The organism is Crassaminicella profunda (genome assembly GCF_019884785.1).
GTDB classification, from domain to species: Bacteria; Bacillota; Clostridia; order Peptostreptococcales; family Thermotaleaceae; genus Crassaminicella; species Crassaminicella profunda.
Genome location: NZ_CP082326.1, coordinates 2,186,461 through 2,206,501, shown reverse-complemented (window position 1 = coordinate 2,206,501; position 20,041 = coordinate 2,186,461). Strand labels below are relative to the sequence as shown.

Annotated in this window: 13 protein-coding genes and 1 pseudogene; all 14 read left to right on the top strand. The window is 30.5% G+C overall.

What is annotated here, in order from left to right; genetic code table 11:
- Nucleotides 1-49 precede the first annotated feature (49 nt).
- Complete coding sequence (locus K7H06_RS10455) at nt 50-3,040, top strand: non-ribosomal peptide synthetase (RefSeq protein WP_223039807.1); 2,991 nt, start codon at nt 50-52, stop codon at nt 3,038-3,040.
- A gap of 81 nt (nt 3,041-3,121) precedes the next feature.
- Nucleotides 3,122-4,123, top strand: coding sequence for a LacI family DNA-binding transcriptional regulator (locus K7H06_RS10450; RefSeq protein WP_223039806.1), 1,002 nt, complete (start codon nt 3,122-3,124; stop codon nt 4,121-4,123).
- Between the two features lie 219 nt (nt 4,124-4,342).
- Entirely contained in the window at nt 4,343-6,004 is a 1,662-nt protein-coding gene (locus K7H06_RS10445; protein WP_223039805.1) for a PTS transporter subunit IIBC, read from the top strand.
- Nucleotide 6,005: 1 nt separating this feature from the next.
- Nucleotides 6,006-6,800 carry an endonuclease/exonuclease/phosphatase family protein gene (locus K7H06_RS10440; RefSeq protein ID WP_223039804.1) on the top strand — a complete coding sequence of 265 codons (795 nt, stop codon included), beginning with the start codon at nt 6,006-6,008 and terminating at the stop codon, nt 6,798-6,800.
- Entirely contained in the window at nt 6,800-7,750 is a 951-nt protein-coding gene (locus K7H06_RS10435) for an ROK family protein (protein ID WP_223039803.1), read from the top strand. Before K7H06_RS10440 ends, K7H06_RS10435 begins: the two co-directional genes overlap by 1 nt.
- A gap of 25 nt (nt 7,751-7,775) precedes the next feature.
- The gene (locus tag K7H06_RS10430) at nt 7,776-9,440 is read left to right on the top strand and encodes a glycoside hydrolase family 13 protein (protein ID WP_223039802.1); all 1,665 of its coding nucleotides are present in this window, start codon (nt 7,776-7,778) and stop codon (nt 9,438-9,440) included.
- A gap of 264 nt (nt 9,441-9,704) precedes the next feature.
- Nucleotides 9,705-11,123, top strand: coding sequence for a CheR family methyltransferase (locus tag K7H06_RS10425; protein WP_223039801.1), 1,419 nt, complete (start codon nt 9,705-9,707; stop codon nt 11,121-11,123).
- 1 nt (nt 11,124) lies between these two features.
- On the top strand, nt 11,125-11,613 hold the full coding sequence (locus tag K7H06_RS10420) for a chemotaxis protein CheW (protein WP_223039800.1): 489 nt from the start codon (nt 11,125-11,127) through the stop codon (nt 11,611-11,613).
- A 23-nt stretch (nt 11,614-11,636) separates the two neighbouring features.
- Nucleotides 11,637-13,679, top strand: a complete 2,043-nt coding sequence (locus K7H06_RS10415) for a methyl-accepting chemotaxis protein (protein ID WP_223039799.1) — start codon at nt 11,637-11,639, stop codon at nt 13,677-13,679.
- A gap of 17 nt (nt 13,680-13,696) precedes the next feature.
- Nucleotides 13,697-15,979 (top strand): hybrid sensor histidine kinase/response regulator, encoded by a 2,283-nt coding sequence (locus K7H06_RS10410; RefSeq protein WP_223039798.1) that lies wholly within the window; start codon nt 13,697-13,699, stop codon nt 15,977-15,979.
- A 23-nt stretch (nt 15,980-16,002) separates the two neighbouring features.
- Nucleotides 16,003-17,034, top strand: coding sequence for a chemotaxis-specific protein-glutamate methyltransferase CheB (gene cheB, locus K7H06_RS10405; RefSeq protein WP_223039797.1), 1,032 nt, complete (start codon nt 16,003-16,005; stop codon nt 17,032-17,034).
- A 49-nt stretch (nt 17,035-17,083) separates the two neighbouring features.
- Nucleotides 17,084-18,448 carry a diguanylate cyclase domain-containing protein gene (locus K7H06_RS10400; RefSeq protein WP_223039796.1) on the top strand — a complete coding sequence of 455 codons (1,365 nt, stop codon included), beginning with the start codon at nt 17,084-17,086 and terminating at the stop codon, nt 18,446-18,448.
- 79 nt (nt 18,449-18,527) lie between these two features.
- On the top strand, nt 18,528-18,758 hold the full coding sequence (locus K7H06_RS10395; protein WP_223039795.1) for a hypothetical protein: 231 nt from the start codon (nt 18,528-18,530) through the stop codon (nt 18,756-18,758).
- Nucleotides 18,759-18,903: 145 nt separating this feature from the next.
- Nucleotides 18,904-20,028: pseudogene (locus K7H06_RS10390) on the top strand (DEAD/DEAH box helicase); the annotation flags it as partial.
- Between the last annotated feature and the right edge of the window lie 13 nt (nt 20,029-20,041).

The following is a 20,041-nucleotide window of genomic DNA, read 5'->3' as shown; positions in this document are numbered from 1 at the left end:
CTAAAAAAATATAAATGCAGGTATGTACAAAAATATAGAGGTTTGAATGATGATAAAGAAAAAAATATTTAAAAGAGATATTTCACCAAATGAAAAAATATATATTGCGTCTCAAGAGGTTTATACGACTTTTGCAATTCAATTTATTATTGATTTTGATGGGGATTTAGATAAAGTAAAGTTTGAGGAAGCAGTAAAAAAAGCGGGAGATTTTTGTCCAGGAGCAAGGATCATGCTAAAAGGGAATCAGTGGGTAGATACGCAAGTAACTACCCCTATTTTTTATAGAAAAGATGATTTTGATGGATATGATTTTAGTAAATTAGATATTTTTAAAAAGAAAATAGATGTTAAAAAAAATCCAGCAACAGAAATTTATGTTTTACCTTCTGCCAATAAAATTATTTTCAGAGTTTTTCATGGAGCTATGGACGGACAAGGCGCTTTAATATGGGTAAAAAATATATTCAGAGCTTTAAGAGAAGAAGACCTTGTAGAGGCAAAATCTGAAGAAACAGATCTTAGTTTTGCAAAACTTGTGAATGGGAAAAAAATCGATAATGAATTAAAGTTTAACAAAATTCTATTTAAGAATAGAAGAAAATTAGGAAACTATCAAATCTATTGGAAGAGACTTTCTATAGAGGGTAGATTCTTGGGAGTGGTAGGGAAAATTGCAAAAGCTTTAACAGAAAGTTTTCAGGAAGAACATAATAAGTTCTTAATTCCTGTGGATATGAGAAGATATAATAAAAATATTATTTCTACAGGAAATCTTACCTTGCCAATATTTATAGAAACTCATAAAGGGGAAACTTGGAAAGATATAAATGCAAAATTAATAGATTCTTTGAAAAATGCTAAGGAACTTAATTTAAGGAATGCAGATTTCGGATGCTTGACAAAACTACCTAGGAAAGTTTTAAGAAATAGTATCCGATTATTGACCTTTTATCAAGATTTCATACAAAAATATATGATAGGGGGAATTATATCTTTTTTAGGAGATATTCAATTAGAATCCTTTAGCTTTGATGATTTTAAAGCCAAAGCATTTTATGCTATGCCTGTACAACAGCCTTTAAGTCCTCTTTCTATAGTGATTGTTCAAACAGATGAAAAAACAGAAATCCTTGTATCTTGCTATGAAGATATCATTAAGGAAAAAGAATGTGATGAAATTCTAAAAAAGATTGAAGATACTTTAATGGGAAAAGAGATTTATAATAAATTGAATAATACCTATAAGAATTTTTCTGATAGTAAAAATATCATTGATTTATTTAAGAAAGAGGAAAAGAAGAATCCAAATGCTATTGCTGTTTCATGGAAAGGAAAAGAACTAACCTATAAAGAGTTAGATGAAAAATCTGATACATTAGCAAACTTTATGAAAGAAAGAGGGTTAAAAAAAGGGAATCAGATTGCTTTATTTTTAAGAAGAAATATAGATCTATTCATTTGTATTTTTGCTTCTATTAAAATAGGAGCAATATATATTCCTATTGATATAGATTATGATAAAAACAGAATAAAAGGGATTCTAAATGATGAAAACTTAGATTTGATTTTTTCAAGTAAGGATACATATGATCGAATAGCTGAACTTACAAAAAAAGAGATTATTAACATAGACTTATTTAAATTTTCAAATTGGATAAAATTTGATTACTATGATATCAATGAAGATGATATTGTTTATAAAATCTATACATCAGGATCAACAGGGAATCCTAAAGGGGTACAAATCAGCCATAAAAGCTTAGTGAATTATTTATTATGGGCAAAGGATACATACAGTACCAATAAGACCAGTAGGTTTCCTTTATTTACATCAATAGGAGTAGATCTTACGGTCACATCGATTTTTTTACCTCTAATATCAGGCGGTAGTGTTGAAGTTTTTGATGAAAACACAAATCATATTACTTTAAGAAAAATAATAGAAGATAACAAAATAGACTGTATCAAATTAACTCCTACACATCTAAAGTTAATAGCACACTTAGATTTGAAAGGGAAAAACAAGAAGCTACTAATTGTAGGAGGAGAAAAATTTGATACAAAACTAGCCATCATGATGCAAGAAAAATTATCTAAAAATTGTAAAATTATCAATGAGTACGGTCCTACAGAGGCTACGGTAGGTTGTATCTATCATATTTTTGATCCTCAAAATGATATAAATGATAATACTGTACCTATAGGGGTACCTATTTATAACACGGAAATTCTCTTATTAGATAAAAAAATGAAGTTAGTTGAGCCAGGTGAAATAGGCGAAATATATATATTAGGAGAATGTCTTGCAACGGGATACTATAAAAATGAGAAATTGAATACAGAGAAATTTATTTATGTTGAAGGGAAAAAAGCTTATAAGACTGGAGATTTAGGCAAAATCACAAAAAGAAATAAATATATTTATTTAGGAAGAAAAGATGATCAGATAAAATTATATGGGCATAGAGTGGAGACAATAGAGATAGAAGGTGTATTAAACCGTTATGGAGGAATCAATACGAGTATAATAAAGCCTTTAGAGCAGAATAAAAATTATCTTGTTGCCTATTATATGGCAGATAGGAAAATTGATAGTACAAAGTTAAAAGAATATCTTAGAGGAAAATTACCAATATATATGATACCAAAATTTTTCATGGAAATGGATGAAATCCCATTAGGGATCAGTGGAAAAATTGATAGAAGTAGATTACCTAAGGTACATAATGATATGATGATTCCTACTACTGATGCTAATCATTTTAATGAAATAGAGGACGAGATTGTTAGAATATGGAGTTTGGTACTGGAAATAGATGATAAAAGTATAGGGCATAAAGATGAATTTTATGACCTAGGAGGAGATTCTTTTGGTCTCATAAGAATGGTATTTGAAATTACTAATCGTTTATTAAAGGCTGAAGATGAAGAAGCGTTTATGGATCAAATTAAGGATATATATGGCAATATGACAGTAGGAAATATTGCTAAAATTATTTATGAAATAAGAGAAAATAAGAGTCTTAGTATAGAGTAAATGTTGACAGAGTAAATATATTTATATAAAATTAATTGGTGCAAACGGTTGTACAATATTATAAAATAGGGTGTGAAAGATATGGGTGTCACGATAAAAGATGTGGCTAAAGAAGCAAATGTTTCTCCATCCACTGTGTCAAGGGTTATTGCAGGAAGTGATAGAATTAGTGAAGAAACAAAGAAAAGAGTGAAAGTTGCAATACAAAAATTAAATTATCATCCAAATGTTGTTGCTAGAAGTTTGACCAATAAAATGACGAAAGTTATTGGAATCGTTTTGCCAAGTAAAGCAGAACAATTATTTAAGAATCCATTTTTTATATATGTGATGACAGGAATAAGTAAATATGCGCAAGAATCAAGATATTATATCATGTATACCTTCTTTAAAACGGAAGAAGAAAAATTAACTTCTATACAAAACTATATCAACAGTAATTTAGTAGATGGAATCATTCTTACAACAGTTCATTCAAAAGACAGTTGTATAAAATATCTTCAGGAAAGAGAGTTTCCTTTTGTAGTAATTGGAAGGCCGGAAGATACTAAAAATGTACTTTGGGTAGATAATGATAATTTTCAAGCTATGTATAATGTTCTAAGTAAGTTATTTATGAAAGGACATAGAAAAATAGCATTTATAGGAGCTAAAAGTGAATTAAATGTATCAAAGGATCGATTAAGTGGATATAAGCAGGCACACAAAATAAATGGTGTTGATATTGATGAAAATAGTATCATAGAGGTTGAAGATTTTAGAGAAGTTTTAGGATATAATGCCATGAAGAAGATCTTAAATGGAAACAAACCAACGGCAGTTGTATGCACAGATGATCTTTTGGCGTTTGGAGCTAGTTCTTATTTAGTAGAAAATAATATGAAAGGTATTTCTATAGTTGGATTTAATAATATTCCTTTAGCAGAGTATCAAAAGCCAGCTTTGACTTCTGTAGATATTAATGCAAAAGAATTAGGATACTATGCTGCAAAAATGTTAGTAGATAAATTGGAAAAAAATATAACCAATATGCATTATATTATAGAAACTAATTTAATAGAAAGAGAATCAACAAACTATTAATTGATAGATGAGAGTATAGATTTTATGCTCTTGTCTTTTTTATTTTTAATTTGATATATAAAACTCATAAAGTAATTTTAATAATATTATTGACAAGTTTTTCAAAGGATAATATAATTATTGTGCAAACGGTTGCACAAATAATTATGTATAATGTTAAAACGATTGCACAAGAAACGGAATTTCATATTTTATTATGACTATAGGAGGAGTTTAATCATGTCTTCAAAAAAATCGCAACTTATTTCATTTGATTTTTGGCAAAAATTTGGAAAAGCTTTAATGGTAGTTATTGCAGTTATGCCAGCAGCAGGGCTTATGATTTCCTTAGGGAAAGTAATAGGAATATTCCTTGGAAATGCAGGAGCCATTGGACTTATCTCACACATTATTGAGGATATAGGATGGGCAATAATCGTTAACTTAAATTTACTATTTGCTATTGCAATTGGAGGTTCATGGGCTAAGGAACGTGCCGGTGGAGCTTTTGCATCAGCACTAGCTTTTGTATTAATGAATCGTATAATAGGGGCTATTTATGGAATCACCCCTAAGATGCTTGCTGATCCTAATGCAGTAGTGAATAATATTTTAGGTGGTAAGCTTTTAGTTAAAGATTATTTTATATCAGTTCTTGGAGCACCAACTTTAAACATGGGAGTGTTTGTTGGGATCATAGCAGGTTTTGTAGGTGCTGCATTATATAATAAATATTATAACTATAATAAATTACCCAATTCACTTTCATTTTTTAATGGTAAACGTTTTGTTCCTTTTGTAGTGATTGTGTATTCAGTTGTTGTTGCAGTTATACTTGCTATCTTTTGGCCAATCGTACAAACAGGAATAAATAGCTTTGGAAGATGGATAGCTACATCAAAAGATAGTGCACCATTTATATCTACTTTCATTTATGGTTCACTTGAGCGTTTATTGTTACCATTTGGATTACATCATTTAGTGACAATTCCTATAAATTATACTCAGCTTGGAGGAAGCTATAGTATATTAACTGGAGATAATATAGGACAAATTGTATATGGACAGGATCCATTATGGTTGGCATGGATTACGGATTTAAACAATTTAAAAGCTGTAGGAAATTTAGAGACATATAAGAATTTATTAGTGACAGTTCATCCAGCTCGTTTTAAAGTAGGGCAAGTGATCACTTCTTCTGCTACATTAATGGGCGCAGCTTTTGCAATGTATAAGAATGTAGAAGAGGATAAAAAAAGAAAATATAAGTCTATGTATCTTTCAGCAGCACTAGCAGTATTCTTAACAGGCGTTACAGAACCTATTGAGTTTATGTTTATGTTTACATCCCCTCTTTTATATGGAGCATATGCAGTCTTAACAGGTATAGCATTTGCTATAGCAGACTTCATTCATTTACGTATTCATGCTTTTGGGTTTATAGAGTTTTTAACGCGTACACCAATGATTATAAATGCAGGGATTACAAAAGATTTAATTAGTTTTATTATTGTAGCTATAGGATTTTTATTTATAAGTTATTTTATGTTTAACTTTATTATCAAAAAGTTTAATGTTGCAACACCAGGGCGTGCAGGGAATGATATTGATATAGTAGAAAAAGAAACAGGATCAAAAGAATCAAAGTCAAGTGTAAAAGATGAAATAGCTTGTAATGCAATAAAATTATTAGGCGGAAAAGAAAACATAGTAGAGGTAGATGCTTGCATGACTCGTCTTCGTGTAACGGTTAAAGACTTAAATTTAGTTAAAGGTGAGAAGGAATGGAAGGACAATAAAGCATTAGGCTTAGTAATAAAGGATAAAGGAGTACAAGCTATATATGGTCCAAAAGCGGATATAATAAAATCCAATATGATAGATATTTTAGGGGATTTATAAAATGAAATTTTTAACTTTAAACACTCATTCATGGATGGAGGAGTATCAGGAAGAAAAAATCAAAATTATAGCAAGGAATATAAAAGAAAAAAGCTATGATATGATTGCACTGCAAGAAGTAAATCAGTCTATAGAGAAAAAATGTATTTTTAAAAATATAAAAGAAGATAACTTTGCTTTGGTTTTACTAAAAGAATTAGAAAGCTTAGGTTGTATGGAATATAGTATGTTATGGGATTTTTCTCATATTGGTTATGACAAGTATGAAGAAGGGGTAAGCATTCTAACGAAGCACAAAATTAAAGAAGATATATCCTTCTTTATAACAAAAAGTGTGGATCAAACCTTTTGGAAAACCAGAAAGATTATAGGTGCTACGATTAAAATAAATGAAGAACCTATAGATTTTTACTCTTGTCATCTAGGGTGGTGGCATGATGAAGAAGAACCTTTTAAAGATCAAGCAGATCAATTACTAAGTAACATAAAAAAAGATAGATTGACATTCATTATGGGAGATTTTAATAATAATGCTTTTGTAAGAAACGAAGGCTATGATTATTTAATAGAAAAGGGACTGTATGATACTTTTTCTATGGCGAAAGAGAAAGACACTGGAGTTACGGTAAAAGGTAAAATAGCTGGCTGGAGCTCAAATAAACAAGATTTAAGACTAGATTTAATTTTATCAAATAAAAAAATAGGTATTAAATATTCGAAAGTAATATTTAATGGAAAAAATAAACCAGTCGTATCAGATCACTATGGAGTAGAAATACAAACGGAGGGATTTTAGTGGAGGATAAATATGTTATAGGTATTGATTTAGGTGGGACGAAGATAAGTGGGGCTGTTGCAAATTTTAAGGGAGATGTAATTTCACAATATACCCTTCCTACAAAAGCAGAAGAAGGAGAAAAAGCAGTATTAGAAAGAATCATAAAAGTTGTAGAAAAAGTAATAAAAGAATCTAATGTAGACAAAGAAAGAATTGTATCTATAGGGATAGGTTCTCCAGGACCATTAGATGCCAAAAAAGGAAAAATTATAACTACTCCGAATCTTCCCTTTAAAAATTTTAATATTGTAAGTCCATTGGTAGATCAATTTCATATTCCTACTTATTTAGATAATGATGGGAATGTAGCAGCTATAGGAGAATATGCCTTTGGAGCAGGAAAAGAAACAAATAATATGATATTTATAACTGTGTCTACAGGCATAGGTGGAGGTGCTGTATTAAATGGAAAAATATACAGAGGAAACACTTGTAATGCTTTAGAAATAGGCCATATGACTTTAGAAGAAAAAGGTCCACGCTGTAATTGTGGTAATTATGGATGTGCAGAAGCTCTGGCTTCAGGTACTGCCATAGCAAAGACAGCAACAGAACAAGTAAAAAAAGGTTTAAGCACTTCATTATCTAACTATGATAAAATAACAGCCTATGAAGTATTTAAGGAAGTAGAAAAAGGAGATCATGTAGCAAGGGATGTACTTAATAAAGCTTTAAATTATCTTGGAATATGTGTTGCGAATATGATTACCTCCTTTGACCCAGAAATGGTAATCATCGGAGGAGGTGTTTCTAAGGGAGGAAACATGGTATTTGAAAAAGTAAAGGAAGTAGTAAAGACAAGATGTTTTAAAGCCATGTGGGAAAGTACGAAAATAGTACCAGCAGCTTTAGGAACGGATGCAGGAGTTAAGGGGGCTGTTGCCCTTGCTATAATGGAAAGCAAATAAGTGATTAGGAAAGGAAAGATATTAGATGAAGAAAGTGTGGTGGAAGGAAGCTGTTGCCTACCAAATATACCCTAGAAGTTTTATGGACTCAAATGGTGATGGAATAGGTGATTTACAGGGGATCATTTCTAAATTGGATTATATAAAAGATTTAGGAATTGATGTAATCTGGATTTGTCCAATGTACAAATCACCTAATGATGATAATGGCTATGATATTAGTGATTATCAAGACATTATGGATGATTTTGGTGCAATGGGTGATTTTAATCAGCTTCTAAAAGAAGTTCACAATCGGGGCATGAAACTTATTATAGATTTAGTTATAAATCACACAAGTGACGAACATCCATGGTTTATTGAGGCACGTTCTTCAAAAGATCATTCAAAACGTGATTGGTATATATGGCGGGATGGTAAAGATGGAAAAGAACCAAACAACTGGGAAAGTATTTTTGGTGGTTCTGCTTGGGAACATGATAAAAATAGCCACCAATATTATCTACACTTGTTTTCTAGAAAACAACCAGATCTAAATTGGGAGAATGAGCATATGCGCCAAGCCATTTATAATATGATTAATTGGTGGTTAGATAAAGGAATTGATGGTTTTAGAGTGGACGCCATTAGTCATATAAAAAAAGAAGATGGATTAAAGGATATGCCTAATCCAGAAGGATTAAGATATGTAGATTCCTTTAATAAGCATATGAATGTAGAGGGTATTCATAAATATCTTGAAGAGCTAAAAGAAAATACTTTTGCTAAGTATGATATTATGACTGTTGGAGAAGCAAATGGTGTTAATATTGAAGATGCATCCCTTTGGGTTAGTGAAGAAGAAGGAAAATTTAACATGGTGTTTCAATTTGAACACTTAGATTTATGGGATACTACAACAAATAATAAATTAGACATTATAAATATAAAAAAGGTATTGTCAAAATGGCAAAAGGGATTAGAAGGAAAAGGATGGAATGCATTATACATTGAAAATCATGATATACCACGGATGGTTTCTACCTGGGGAAATGATACAGATTATTGGCGTGAGAGTGCCACAGCATTAGCTGTCATGTATTTTATGATGCAGGGAACTCCATTTATATATCAAGGGCAAGAGATTGGTATGACAAATGTTAAATTTAATACAATCAAAGAATATAATGATGTAAAAACTAAAAATATATATGCCATAAACAAAGATAAATGTATGTCTCATGAAGATATAATGGATATGATATGGGCATCATCTAGAGATAATGCTCGTACGCCTATGCAGTGGGATGAATCATCAAATGCAGGATTTACAACTGGAATACCTTGGATTGGAGTGAATCCAAACTATAGAGAAATTAATGTAGAAAGACAGGAAAAAGACATAGACTCTGTCCTTAATTTCTATAAAAAAATGATTGCTATAAAAAAACAACAGGATGTTTTAATATATGGTAAATATGATTTGATTTTAGAAAATAATGAGCAAATTTTTGCATATACACGTACATTAGAGCATGAAAAAGTTATTGTAATTTGCAATTTAACAGATTCAAAAGCTATATATGAATATGAAGATATAGAGCTAAAATATGATGGACTCCTATTAAATAATTATGATGTTAAGGAATACGATGATATAAAAACAATGGTATTAAAACCATATGAGGCAAGAATTTACAGAGTCATGTAATAGTATATAACCATGTTAATAATAAAGGATTTTACGTGCCTATTAATATGAATAGAAAAAGAGTTGTGCTTAAATTTAAGCATAACTTTTTTCTATGTAGACATAAAGTTATAATAAGATGTTTCTTTTGTTTTGAGTCACTTTTCCTATTATCTGTTGAGAGCTAAAAAATATATTTAAGTGTCATTTAATATGAGATATAATAAAAGAATAATTATTTATCAATTAGTTTAAAGTTTTAAAGTTTAAGTAAAGGGGCAAAAAATGACTTATAATATTTCGCAGGATGTTTTTGAGAAGATAAGTAGCTTTGTACAAACAAGGTTTGGTTTATATTTTTCTGAAAAAAGATTTAATGATCTTATCAGAGGGGTTATTAATGCAGCAAAACAAAAAAATATTGATTTTGAAGAATATATAGATCTAATCCTTCTAAATAAATTGTCTCAAGAGGATATAAAGCAGCTAACAGCGTGTTTGACTATTGGAGAGACTTATTTTTTTAGAGATAAAAAATTGTTTGAAATACTAAGACAGAAAATACTACCTGATATGATTCATGCTAAAAAATGCACGGACAAAAAATTGAAAATTTGGAGTGCTGGCTGTTCTTCTGGTGAAGAAGCCTATTCTGTAGCCATTTTAATAAAAGAATTGATTCCTGATTACAAAGATTGGGATATTAAAATTATTGCTACGGATATTAATCATTCCTCTTTAAGTAAAGCAAGAAAAGGAATCTATAGGGAGTGGTCTTTTAGGGGAGTAGATTTAAATATTAAAAACAAATATTTTAAGAAAATCAATGATATGTGCTATAAACTTGATGACGAAATTATGGAACTTGTAACATTTCATCATTTGAATTTAGCTGACCCCATGTATGTACTGGATCATATGATTATGAATCATATAGATATCATATTTTGTAGAAATGTTTTAATGTATTTTAGTAAATATCATGTGAGTCAAATCATTAATCGTTTTTACAACATGATTGTCAATGGAGGATGGTTTGTGGTAGCACCTAGTGAGAGTTTATTTCTTAATGGAACGTTCTTTACACCTATAAATGTAAATGGTATGTTTTTATACAATAAAAATATGAAACAAAATAATTTTATGGAATCATTTAGTGAGAATATTATACAAAAGGAATTATTTATTCAAAATGAAGTAAAAATATATCCTAAAAATGAATATAAGAATATGAGTATAGAAAGTCTCATAACACCAATAGAAGATAGAAGTAGTAAAAAAGAAGGATTACAAGAAAAAAAAGTAGATGTAGGAGATTTTGAAAAATTATCTCGTTCATTTGCCAATGAAGGGAAATTAGAAGAAGCTATACAATGGTGCAAAAAGGCTATTGCCATAGATAAAATCAATCCTTTATATTATTATCTTCTTGCAAGTATTCAACAAGAGCAAGGAAATATGGATGAAGCCATTGGTTCCTTAAAAAAAGCTATATATTTAGATTCGGATTTTATCATGGCTTATTTTGATTTAGGAAATTTGTATTTAAAAAAAGAAAAATACAAAGAAGCATTTAAAAATTTTGATAATGCATGTATATTATTAAATCATTTTAATGAGGAAGAAATCATTCCTCATTCAGAAGAAATGTCAGCAGGAGTATTAAAAGAACTTATTCAAAGTTTATACAGTAAGGGAGATTGATATGGAGAGATGTGATAGGGTAGAAGAAGTTGAAAAGATTGAAATCCTAGAGTTTTTACTAAAGAATGAAGAAGGTAAGGAAAAATATGCAGCTGAAGTTCTATACGCAAATGAGGTATATTCAGTGAATTGTGTTACTATGCTTCCCTGTACACCTTCCTTTATAATAGGTATAATGAATTTCAGGGGGAAAATAATTTCGGTTATAGATATGAGAAATTTTTTAGGCTTTACCATGAAAAAAATAGATGCAGATAGTGTAAAAAAAGTAATTGTTATGAAGGTCAATGAAATAGAGGTGGGGATAGCGGTAGACAGTATTGTAGGATGTAGAGAAATTTTTGTATCGGAAATACAAAAAAATATTTTGACTATAACGAATTTCAATAAAGACTATTTTAAAGGAATGACAAAGACCCGGAGCATTATTTTAGATATAAAAAATATTATGATGGATAAAAAAATTATTATTAACGAAGAAATCGTTTAAGGATTTGAAGGAGGGATCATAGGATGAAAACAAATATTATGAAGAGTTTAAAAGGAAAATTGATTCTATATTTTTTAATACTCTCTATTATACCTGGAATGATTATAGGCGGGATTAGTTATTATCATTCAAAGGAGTCTTTACAAAATGATGCTACGGATCAATTGACCTTTATAAGAGATACAAAGAAACAAGAAATAGAAGATTATTTTAAAACCATGCAAAAAAGAATTTCATACATGGCACAGGAACCAATGACTATAGAGGCTATGATGAAATTTAATCAAGTGGGAGTTGATGATACTGATGAGAATAGTATATATGAAAAGTATAATCTTACATTTTTAAATTTTATCCAGAAACTATCCTATGGAGATTTATTACTTGTAGATGATGAAAGTGGTAAAGTTCTATATTCTGCATTGAAAGAAGAAGATTATGGGACAAACCTCTTAACGGGACCTTATAAAAATACAAGCGTTGCAAAGGCTTTTGAAGCTGCAAAAAATAGTAATGATAAAGATTTTACAATCATGACGGATTATGAGTTTTATGGTCCTTCTAATAACAAACCTATAGTAGGGATAGCGTCCCCTATTTTTAAAGATGATAAAAAAATTGGCGTGCTTATTTTTAAAATGGGAACAGATAAAATAGATGAAATTATATCTAATAATAATAAATGGGAATCTTTAAACCTAGGCAAAAGTGGAGAGGTCGTTTTAATTGGACCAGATTATAAATTAAGAAGCAATACTAGGTTTTTAAGTGAGGAAGAAGATGAAAGAATAAAGGAGAGAAAATCTGCTATTCTTTTAAAAGAAATAAGAACAAAGGGAACAGATGCAGTAATGGCTGGGGAGACAGACGTGGACACTTACTTTGATTATCATAATATTGAATCTATTGTTGCTTATACCCCATTAAATATTGATAATTTAAAGTGGGCCATACTTGTTAAAATAGATGAAGATGAGGCATTTCATTTAGTACATAAATTGCAAAACTTAATGATTCTGGTATTGATTCTTTCTATAATAGTAATCATCATTTTTTCTGTTTTTATAGCTTCAAGTATTGCAAAACCATTGATTAAAATGACAAAGGTTGCCCTTGATATATCTCAAGGGGATTTAACTGTTGAAATACCACAAGAAAAACGATCAGATGAAATAGGTGTTTTAACACAAGCCATTAGCAAGATGCTGGATTCTCTTAGAGAACAAACAAAAGAAATTATCAATGTAGCAAATGTACTTGCATCTTCTGTGAGTGAAATTACAGTTTCCCTTACCCAAGTTACATCAGGAGCGGCTGAAACTTCTTCAGCAGTGAGTGAAACCACAGCAACTGTAGAGGAAGTTAAACAAACAGTCCATGTATCAAGTGAGAAGACAAAAAATGTTTCAAATAGTGCAAAAGAGTCTCTTGAAATATCAAAGATCGGAAATAAAGCAACAGAAGATACTTTAGAAGGAATGAAGGCCATTAATAGTCAGATGCAGGCAATTGCAGAAAGTATAATCGCTCTAAGTGAGCAAAGCCAGAATATTAGTGAATTGATAGAAAGTGTTGATGCTATTTCTGAGCAATCTAATATTCTTGCAGTAAATGCTTCCATAGAAGCAGCTAAGGCAGGGGAACAGGGGAAGGGTTTTTCAATCGTTGCTCAGGAAATTAGAAATTTAGCAGAACAATCAAAACAAGGAACAAAGCAAGTAAGAAATATATTAAAAGAGATACAAAGGGCAGCCAATACAGCTGTAATGACAACGGAAAAAGGGATAAAATTTGTTGATGCAGGCATCCAACAAGCATCAGAAGCAGGTGATTCTATACGAAAGCTTACGGGAAACATAAATATATCTGCACAGGCAGCTATTCAAATAGAAGCATCTAGTCAGCAACAGTTAGTTGGAATGGACCAGGTAGCAATAGCCATGGAAGGAATCAATGAAGCCAGTATTCAAAATGTGAATAGCATGAAGCAACTAGAAGAGGCAACAAATAATCTTCAAGAAATGGGATATAGGATGAAACAGTTAACTGAAAAATATAAGGTTTAAGGAAAGAGAGGATCGGAATGAATACAAATGATGCTGAATTTTTTAAGAAACTTCGTTCCACTTTCAAGATAGAGGCTCATGAGCACCTAAGAAACCTTTCTTTGGCATTAATGGATTTGGAAAAAATACCTACTTTAGAAGATCAAAAAACAATTGTTGAAACCATACATAGAGAGTTTCATAGCTTAAAAGGTGCAGCTAGAGCGGTAAGTATGAAAGAAATTGAAACCATATGCCATATACTAGAAACTATATTCTCTAAAGCAAAGAAAAAAACATTAAGATTCAATGTAGAGATGTTTGATATTTTTAATAAAGCACTTGATAATATAGAAGAGATTCTTTCTTTACATGAAGATCATGTTAAAGATATTTCAGAAATTATGAACGAATTGAAAAAAATAGAATGTGGCAATTTTGAGAAAAAAGAGATCATGAAATCTAATGATGTACATATACAGGCTGATCGTAGTATAAATTTAAGTACCCATATAAAGCCTCATAAGAATATAGAACCTAATCATATACAAGAAGAAAAAGAGAATAAGATAAAAGCTAAAGAACATCTTAAATCAAAAGAAGATATAAAAAAACAAAATATGCATAAGGCAAAAATTACTGAAGATAGTAAGGATGAAATTGTTAGAATTTCAAAAGCTAAATTAGATGTTTTGTTACTTCAAGGAGAAGAAATGATTTATGCAAAGCTTTCAGCGATTCAGAGGGCTAAGGAGATTAAAGAAATTAAGGAATTATTCGATTTATGGAGAAAAGAAAAGGATTTTCATAATATGGAAATGTTAGAAAATCATATGGATAGATTGTTAAAATCTGCTAAAAATGAAGCGAAAATGACAGAAACCATGATAGATACTTTTATGGAAAATATAAAAGGCATCATGCTTCTTCCTTTTTCTTCTATAATCGAAATGTTTCCTAAGATGGTTAGGGATTTATCTAGACATGTGGGAAAAGAAATTGAATTTATCAGCAATGGAAAAGAAATAGAAGTGGACAGAAGGATTCTAGAAGAAATGAAAGATCCTCTTATGCATATTATTAGAAATTGTATTGATCATGGGATAGAAGAACAAAAAGAGAGAAAGAGGCTAAATAAACCTTTAAAAGGAACAATCAACTTAACGATTACACAGGTAAGTAGTGATAAAGTAGAGATTAAAATTTCTGATGATGGAGCAGGCATTGATATTGACAAAGTTAAAGAAAAGGTTGTTAAAAATAAACTTTTGACACGAGAACAAGTTGACCGAATGAATGATGAAAATGCAAAAATGCTTATTTTTAAATCAGGCCTTTCTACAAGCGATATTATAACGGATCTATCTGGTAGAGGATTAGGATTGCCTATTGTATATGAAAAAGTACAAAAGCTTGAAGGGACTATAGCAGTAAAAAGTGAAAGGGGAAAGGGGACCGTATTTACGATTGTATTACCTATAACTATTTCTACTAATAGAGGAATTCTTGTAAAGGTAGCAAAACAAGATTTTGTCATACCAACAGGAAAAGTTGAAAAGGTGCTTAGAATTAAAAAAGATCAATTGAAAATAGTGGAAAATAGGGCTACAATAATGTTAGATGAAAGCATTATCCCTGTTCTTAAACTTCAAGATTTATTGGAATTGAAAAATGAAAAAATAGAACAGCCCTTTAGGGATGTAATTTCAATTTTAGTTGTGAAAGAGATGAAAAATAAGATAGGACTTAGTGTAGATGAGATCATTATAGAACAGGAAGTTCTTGTAAAAAGGTTTAATAAACAATTAAAAAAGGTTAGAAATATTGCAGGAGCAACAATCTTAGGTTCAGGACAGGTGGTACCTATATTAGATGTACAAGATTTAATCAAATCATCACTTAGAAGTGGTATTCAATCTCTAAAGATCATTAAGGATATAGGAAACCATAAAAATGAGAATAAATCTATTATTGTAGTAGAAGATTCAATTACATCAAGAACACTTTTGAAAAATATATTAGAGACACAAGGATATTCGGTGAAAACTGCTGTTGATGGACTACAAGGATGGAAAATGTTGAAATCTGAAAAATTTGATCTTGTGATAACAGATGTTGAAATGCCTAAGATGAATGGATTTGAGTTGACTGCAAAAATTAGAGAAGATTATGAAAATTCAGAAATACCTATTATTCTTGTAACTTCCCTTGAATCAAGGGAAGATAAGGAGCGAGGTATAGATGTGGGCGCTAGTGCGTATATTGTAAAAAGTGATTTTCAACAAAATAATTTGTTGGAAATTGTAAAAAGACTCATATAAAAGAGTTAGCAGGAGTGTAAAAAATGATAAAAGTACTTGTAGTTGATGATTCTCCTACTATTCAAGAATTAATAAAACATATACTAAATGCAGATAAAGATATTAACGTAATTGGGGTAGCGAATAATGGAGAAGAAGCCATTAAATTTATAGAAAAAAATAAGCCTGATATTATAACGATGGATATCAGTATGCCTGTAATGGATGGATTTGAGGCAACGAGAAGAATCATGGAAACAAACCCTATACCGATTATTGTTATAACTGGACTGTTTAACTCTAAGGAGATCGATAGGACTTTTCAGGCTATTGAAGCAGGAGCTGTTTCAGTTATACAGAAACCAGAAGGAATATATCATGCTGATTTTGATAAAGTATCAGGAAATATTGTTGAAATGGTTAAATTAATGTCAGAGGTAAAGGTGATAAAGCGTAAAGGGAATTATAAAAATAGGAAACTAAATTTAGCAAGTAATAGGAAGTTTAAGCAAGTTTCTTCAGATATAAAAATTGCAGCTATAGGGGTATCTACAGGGGGGCCGTCTGTTCTTCAGACCATATTCTCTAAATTGCCATCTAATATTAAAATTCCTATACTTGTTGTACAGCATATAGCTCCAGGATTTTTAAATGGACTTATTGACTGGCTTTCTAAATTTACAACGTATCCTATTCATATAGCTTCACAAGGAGAGGTAGTATTGCCTGGACATATTTATTTTGCACCTGATGGATTTCACACGGAGATTCGCCATAATGGAAAAATATTTTTAAATAGGGATGAGAAAAAAAATGGAGTGAGACCATCTGTTTCATACTTATTTAAATCTGTTGCAAATCATTATGGGAAAAATGCTATGGCAATTCTTCTTACAGGAATGGGAAAAGATGGAGCTGAAGAATTAAAAATGCTAAAAGATAAAGGAGCAATCACTGTAGTGCAGGATGAGAAAACTTCTGTAGTTTATGGTATGCCAGGAGAAGCTGTAAAGCTTAATGCAGCTACATATACTCTTTCCCCTGAAAAGATTGCAGATTTGTTTGGAAAAATATGATTTAAATCATTGTGTAGCTGTTTATATATGAGGAGGAGAAGCATAAAAAATGAATAAAGAAATACAGATTTTGGTTGTTGAAGATAGTTTAACCCAAGCGCAGCAGCTTAAATTTATTCTTGAAAAAAGAGATTATAAAGTAATCGTTGCAAATAATGGGGTACAAGCTTTAGAATGTATTCATAAATATATACCTGACTTAGTAGTAACAGATATACTTATGCCTAAAATGGATGGATATGCGTTGTGTAAAAAAATCAAAGAGGATGATAAATTAAATCACATTCCAGTTATTTTATTGACATCCCTTTCAGATCCTACTGATGTGATAAAAGGATTAAAGGTTAAGGCAGATAATTTTATAACAAAACCATACAATGAAAGCTTTCTTCTTTCACGGATTCAACATATGCTTGTTAATATAGAACTGAGAAAAAATAAAATTAGTGAAATGGGTATTGAAGTATTCTTTGCAGGAGAAAAGCATTTTATTAATTCAGAAAGAATACAAATCATAGATCTTTTGCTTTCTACATTTGAGAATGCTGTACAAAAGAGCAAAGAACTTGAATATGCAAATAACAAATTAAAAAAAGCATTTGAAACTATTCGAAAGCTTGAAAAAAATTATAGAGGCATTCTTGAAAGTAATACAGATGCTTTGGTAGTCATTAACCATGACAAAGAGATATTATATCTAAATCCTGCAGCAAAAAAACTGTTTGGTGAAAAATATGAGGAATCCATATTTGATATTTTAGATTTTGATGAAATTGAAAATGGTATTAAAGAAATTATGATAAATACTATGAATGGGAATCAAATTATTGGAGAAGTATGCATTTCAGAAACGGATTGGGAAGGGAAAGAAGCATATCTTTTATCTATTAGAGATATTACTGAAAAGGTACGTCTTCGTGAAAAATTAAAAATTCAATCGCTTACAGATGAACTTACAACTCTTTACAATAGAAGAGGGTTTTTTAATATCGTTGAACATAAAATCCAATTTGCAAGACGTAATAAAAAAGGAATGGCATTATTTTTCATTGATATTGATGGGATGAAGTATATTAATGATAATTTATCTCATAGTCAAGGAGATTGTGCCTTGATAGGTGCTGCAAATATTTTAAAAAATACTTTTCGTGAGAATGATGTTATCGCAAGAATAGGTGGAGATGAATTTGTAGCTTTATCTATAGATGTAGATGAACACAATATAGAAAAGATTATAAATAAACTCTTAGATCAACAAAAAATATTTAATGAAAAAAGTAAGTATGCTTTTAATATATCTATCAGTATAGGTGCTGCGCATTTTGATCCTGAAAATCCAGTGGGGATTGAAGAATTAATGGCTAGAGCAGATAAACTGATGTATGAACATAAGAAAAGAAAGCGTGTTTTATAAGTAATAATTTTCTTAGAAGAGATATAGAAAGATAATAGGTGATAATAAGAAATAACAATGTAGAAATAGGAGTATAAAAATGACCATTCAAATTGAAAAGGAAAATGATGAAAATCTATATATAAATTTTACTTATGATGTAGAAAGAGTCAGAAGAATTAAATCTATTAAAGGAAGCTATTGGGATGCTCAGAAAAAAGTTTGGGCAATTCCAAATAATAAAGAGACTTTGCTAAAATTCTTATATTTATTTTCTGATGAAGAAATTTTAGCACAGGATGCACTAGATTGTTTTATGTTGATGAAATAGGAAACCTGTAGGTTACTTATTGTGTAACCTATAGGTTTTTGTATTTTTCATAATAGATTGCTATTTAGAATGAAACTATGATAGAATGACGGGATGGATTTATTCTTTGATGCGAATAATAAATAAAAAAGGAAAGGAAATGAATATGAAAAATAATTTTTTAAATATTGGAATTGGAGATGAACTTAAAGATAGATTAGACGAAAATGGGATTGTAGAACCAACACCTATTCAGATACAGGCCATACCACCATTGTTAGCAGGCAAGGATGTTATAGGAAAGGCTCAGACAGGAACGGGAAAAACTCTTGCTTTTTTACTTCCCATGATGGAAAAAATTGATGTGAATAAACCTCATGTACAAGGGCTTATTATTGCGCCTACTCGAGAGTTAGCAATTCAGATTACAGCAGAGGCAAAGAAGCTTTTGTCAGCTAAGGGAATTAAAATCTTGGCAGCTTATGGAGGACAAGATGTAGTACAGCAGATTAGAAAACTTAAGGGGAATATACATATGGTTATTGGTACTCCTGGAAGATTACTAGATCATATTAGACGAGAAAGTGTAGATTTTGGTAAACTCTCTATGCTAGTATTAGATGAAGCAGATCAGATGCTTCACATGGGATTTTTAAAAGAAGTAGAGATGATTATACGCCATACACCTAAAAGAAGACAAACCATGTGTTTTTCTGCAACCATGCCAAAGCAAATAAATTCATTGGCTGCAAAATACATGAAAGAACCTGTAGCCATAAGTGTAAAAAGTAATAATGTTACATTAGATGAAATAACACAATTAGTTATTCAGACGACAGATCGAGGGAAAAGGGAGGCACTTTATAAGGTGCTAGATGATCAAAAACCATTTATGGCAGTGATCTTTTGTCGTACAAAGCGTCGTGCAAGTGCACTTAATGAAGAATTACAGAAGAATGGATACAATTCAGATGAACTCCATGGAGATTTGACTCAGGCAAAACGCGAGAAAGTAATGAAATCATTTAGAAGATTACAAGTGCAATTTCTCGTAGCAACAGATGTGGCCGCTCGTGGATTAGATATAGAGGGGATGACTCATGTATTTAATTATGATATCCCTCAAGATGCAGAGAGTTATATTCACCGTATAGGACGTACAGGACGTGCTGGGAAAAATGGTGTTGCTATTACTTTTGTTACACAGAAAGATCGAGAAACATTGAATCAGATTGAAAAAGGAATAAAAATGACCATGAAGAAAATAAATATGGTTAAGGAAGAGGATCGAGGAAGTAGTGAGT